The 4,366-nt window shown below is 72.2% G+C and carries 4 protein-coding genes; 1 reads left to right on the top strand and 3 read right to left on the bottom strand.

All coding sequences use genetic code 11. The annotated features are described in order from the left end of the window. Positions 1-348 precede the first annotated feature (348 nt). Positions 349-2,289 (top strand): N-acetylmuramoyl-L-alanine amidase, encoded by a 1,941-nt coding sequence (locus HY68_RS32265; RefSeq protein ID WP_042000444.1) that lies wholly within the window; start codon positions 349-351, stop codon positions 2,287-2,289. A gap of 68 nt (positions 2,290-2,357) precedes the next feature. On the opposite strand, the gene HY68_RS32260 is transcribed toward HY68_RS32265, so the two are convergent. The 3 genes from HY68_RS32260 to HY68_RS45750 all read right to left on the bottom strand — a co-directional run. Beyond that, positions 2,358-3,470, bottom strand: a complete 1,113-nt coding sequence (locus HY68_RS32260; protein WP_041998490.1) for a chemotaxis protein — start codon at positions 3,468-3,470, stop codon at positions 2,358-2,360. A gap of 89 nt (positions 3,471-3,559) precedes the next feature. Further along, a complete protein-coding gene (locus HY68_RS32255; RefSeq protein WP_041998487.1) occupies positions 3,560-4,060 on the bottom strand; it encodes a hypothetical protein in 501 nt (166 codons plus the stop codon). A 50-nt stretch (positions 4,061-4,110) separates the two neighbouring features. Then, a partial coding sequence (locus HY68_RS45750; protein ID WP_241778831.1) for a CGNR zinc finger domain-containing protein occupies positions 4,111-4,366 on the bottom strand: 256 nt, incomplete at its 5' end.

Raw genomic sequence — 4,366 nt, 5'->3', positions numbered from 1 at the left:
TCGGTACCCGCTGAGCCGTCCGGCGAGCCGCCGGACGCGCCGGGCAGGCGCGTCCGGGGAGGGTGTTCGCCCCGTGCCGACACACGGGGCGCGCGGCCCTCGGACCGGGCCGGGTGGGCGTCATTGGGCTAATCCACTGACGCGCCGCAGGCCCGGACACTGCCGTGACGAAACTCCGCGACACGCGCGCTGACGTGCGAAGTCGTCGCCGGGGCGGCTGATTGACGGATCGTTCGAGAGCCGATACCTCTGTAGGCGAGTACGGCCCCGCGGTTCGCGCTTCACCCGTCACTGGAGGCTGCATTGCCCCGTTCCTTCCCCCCACTCTCGCGACCGGCCCACCGGCATCTGCTCAGGGCGGGGGGTGTGGTGGCAGCGGCCGCCCTGCTGCTGCCACTGGTCTCGGCCGCACCCTCCGCGACCGCCGAGCGGCCGGCGTCCGACGCGTTGCAACGCGACTTCGCCGCCGCCGCTTCGCAGTACCGGGTGCCGGGCAGCGTGCTGCTCGCCGTCTCGTACCTGCAGTCCCGCTGGGACACGCACGGCGGGGCGCCCAGCGTCAGCGGCGGCTACGGTCCCATGCATCTGACCGACGCCGCCACGGCGCTCGCCGACGCGCCGCGACAGCAGCAGCCAGACACCGAGGACGCGCGCGGTGACACGTCCAGGGCGGCCAAGGTCGCCGCACCCGCCACCGCCGCCCTGCCCAAGGCCTCCCAACTGCCCGCGCGGCTGCGCACCCTGGACCGGGCGGCGAAGCTCAGCGGACAGCCGGCCGAGGAGCTGCGGGAGAGCCCCGCGGCCAACATCAAGGGCGGCGCGGCGCTGCTCGCGGCGGCGCAGCGGGAGCTGGGCAAGCCGCTGGGCGGCGACCCGGCCGACTGGTACGGGGCGGTGGCCCGGTTCTCCGGCGCCGACGACTCGGCGACGGCAGCCGGTTACGCGAACGACGTGTTCGCCGTGATCCGCGACGGCGAGCAGCGCACCACCGACAGCGGGCAGCGGATGACACTGGCCGCGGCCCCGAAGGTCGCCCCCGACACCGCGCAGGTCTCCCGGCTCGGGCTGCGCAAGGCGGCGGCCGGTCCTGTGGAGTGCCCCCGCACGGTCGCCTGCGAGTGGATCCCCGCGCCGTACGAGGAGTTCGGCGAGGGCGACTACGGCAACCACGACCTGGCGGACCGGCCGAAGTCCCAGAAGATCGACTCGATCGTGCTGCACGACACGGAGGCGGACTGGGCCACCACGCTCCAGCTGGTCCAGGACCCGACGTATGTGTCCTGGCACTACTCGGTCCGCTCGTCGGACGGGCACATCGCCCAGCACGTGGCGACCAAGGACGTGGCCTGGCACGCGGGCAACTGGTACGTCAACGCCAAGTCGGTCGGGGTGGAGCAGGAGGGTTTCCTGGTCACGCCGGACGCCTGGTTCACGGAGGAGATGTACCGCGCCTCGGCCCGGCTCGTGGGGTACCTGTCGCGTAAGTACGACATCCCGCTGGACCGGCAGCACATCCTGGGCCATGACAACGTCCCCGGTACGACAGCGGCGACGATCGCCGGGATGCACACCGACCCGGGCCCGTACTGGGACTGGTCGCACTTCTTCACCCTGCTCGGCAAGCCCTTCACGGCGACGGCGCGCGGCAAGGCCGCGGCGGTGACGATCCGGCCGGACTTCGCGGCCAACAAGCCGGCGTACACCGGCTGCGTGACGGCCGGTGAGACCTGCGCGCCGCACGGTTCGACGGCGGTACGGCTGCACACGGCGCCGCAGGAGAGCGCGCCGCTGGTGAAGGACGCCGGGCTGCGGCCCGGCGGCGAGGACTCCACCATCGACGTCAACGACGTGGGCGCGCGGGCCTCGACGGGCCAGCAGTACGCGGTCGCCGGGCGGTCGGGCGACTGGACGGCGATCTGGTACCTCGGCCAGAAGGCCTGGTTCCACGACCCGGCCGGGCAGCCTACGGCGGTGCCGGCGAAGGCGCGTCTGGTGACGCCGAGGCCGGGCCTCACGCAGGTGCCGGTGTACGGCAGGGCGTACCCGGAGGCCGCCGCGTATCCGGCGGGCGTCCCGGTGCAGGAGCAGGCGGCCTTCCCGTACACGTTCCTCGCCGGACAGAAGTACGTGACCGGCGGGAAGGTGCCGGGCGAGTACTTCTACTCGCCGACGTTCGACACGTCCGTGCACCGGGTGGTGCGCGGCAAGGAGCAGTACTACGAGATCCAGTTCGGCCATCGCGTCGCGTATGTGAAGGCGGCGGACGTAAGGCTGGTGCCGGCCGGCTGACCGGGCGGTAGGGACAGCACCGGGCCGGGCGCCGCCTCCTCACCACGAGGGGGCGGCGCCCGGCTTCGTCAGTAGCGCAGGACCGCGGCGATCCCGTCGTACCCGGCAAGCTCCTCGTCGGGCAGGAACACCACTTCGGCGCCGCCGTCCAGCGCGGTCTCCACCAGCTCGTCCACGATGTCCTCGCGCACGTCGGGGCTGTTGACCATGGACGCGTCGACGGGGATCAGATGTCCTTCGGTGACCCGGACGGTGAGCTGGTGGTGCTCCTCGACGGCGACCAGCTCGGCCCGCTTCTCCCGTACCGACTCCCACACCTCGTCGAGCCCGGCGGCGAAGGTGCGGCGGCTCTTGGCCGCGTCGAGGCGGCTCAGCACCTCCTCCTTCTCGCGCCGGGCGTACTCCTCGACGACGGGCTGGAGTTCCTTCAGCAGGACGGGCGCGGGGCCTTCGGTGAGTCCGCCCTTGACGAGCCGCCCGACCGCGTTGTGGGTGGCGGCGCCGCCCGCCTGTTCCAGCAGGGCGAGCGCGGGCGCGAGCCCGACCAGATGCAGCGGCCGTGGCCTGCGGGCGAGGACGGCGCCCATCGTCTGGTCGACCGAGCGCAGGAAGCGGCGGGTCTCCTCGTCCTGGAACGTGCTGGGCGTGTCACCGATCCGTTCCTGCCGCTCGGGGTCCCAGCTCTCCGGCTCGGGGGACATCGGGAAGCCGTCGTGCAGGTGCTCGTGCAGGGAGGTGCCGGAGCCGCTCCACAGCGTCGCGCGGTCGGCAGCGATGCCCAGCACCCAGTACGGGCGGGACTGCGCGGTGGCGGCCACCAGATTCTCGGTGACGTAGGTGTCGCTGAGGACGACCCGCTCGGGCACGTCACGCGGCAGGTACCAGACCCGGTACTCGTCGGCGTCCGCGAGGATCAGCAGGCCGTCGAGGGCACTGCGCAGATCCACCTCGGCCACCGCCCGGGTCAGCTGCTGCCTGACCGCGAGCCTCGCGGCCTTCGACACCTGTGGGTCCGCCTCCAGCCGCTGTCCGGCTTCGGCGAGGAGATTACGCAGCCGTACCGCGTCCTGGTCGTGCCCCGGCTCCCGCCGGTGCGTGGGCATCGTCAGGGACACGGCCGGGTAGGGGCGCGGTGTGCGCAGTTCGCGCAGGATGTCGGGCGTCAGACTGTTGCTGTCCATACTGACCCTTCACTCGGTCGTGCATCCATCTTGCGCGATGGTGACCGGTTCCGCAGGGGGACAGCGGGCAGACAACCCGGACGGGTTCCTCAGCCCTGCTGGAACAGCTCGGCGGGCAGGGGCTTCAGCAGGGCGTACAGGTCGTCGGTGATCGGCCGGTCCCAGCTGGCGATGGTGACGAGCACATTGTCGCTGCGGTCGAACTGCACGCAGGAAATACGGCTTTCCGAGAGCTTGAGGCGGCGCACGATCAGCAGGTTGTCGCCCTGCATCACCGGCATGTCCTCGGCGCCGACCACCTCGACCGGCTCCTCGTTCTCCAGGGCGAGCAGCAGCTGGGCCACCTCGAAGGGGACCTGGCCCTCCTCGATGTCCCTGGCCTGGGAGCCCTCCGGCAGATTCCCGATGATCATCGCGGGACCCCGGCCGCCGAACAGGTCGTAGCGCAGGAACACGCCCTGACAGCTGCCGTCGGGGGCGGGCAGCAGCCCGGCGCCGAGGTTGCCGGGCCAGTCACCCGGGTCCATGGCCAGGACGTCGAAGTCCGGGCCAGCGGGTGTGGCGGCGCTGCGGCGGCGGAGAAAGGACATCCCACTATGGTACGTGTTCACTCCGCTACACAGGAGCCGGGTCACTGCCCTCATTTGGGCCCGGACGTGCGGTGCCGCTCGTGGTGACGGGCGACCCTGGCCCGGTTGCCGCAGGACGGTTTGCACCACTCCTGACGGGGGTGTTCCTTGATGAAGTACCGGACACAGCGCGGCGCGTGGCAGGCGCGCAGCCGCTCCCTGTCGGGTCCCGCGAGGAAGGCGACGGCCGACCGGGCGAGGGTGGCGGCCAGCGCGACCCGTCCCGGCACCGGTGCGGCGGGGTGGGTGACCGCCGAGGGCGGGGCG

The sequence above is a fragment of the Streptomyces sp. AcH 505 genome, assembly GCF_000818175.1.
Classification (GTDB): Bacteria; Actinomycetota; Actinomycetes; order Streptomycetales; family Streptomycetaceae; genus Streptomyces.
The sequence above is the reverse complement of the archived record's forward strand: the minus strand, read 5'-3'. Positions and strand labels throughout refer to the sequence as shown.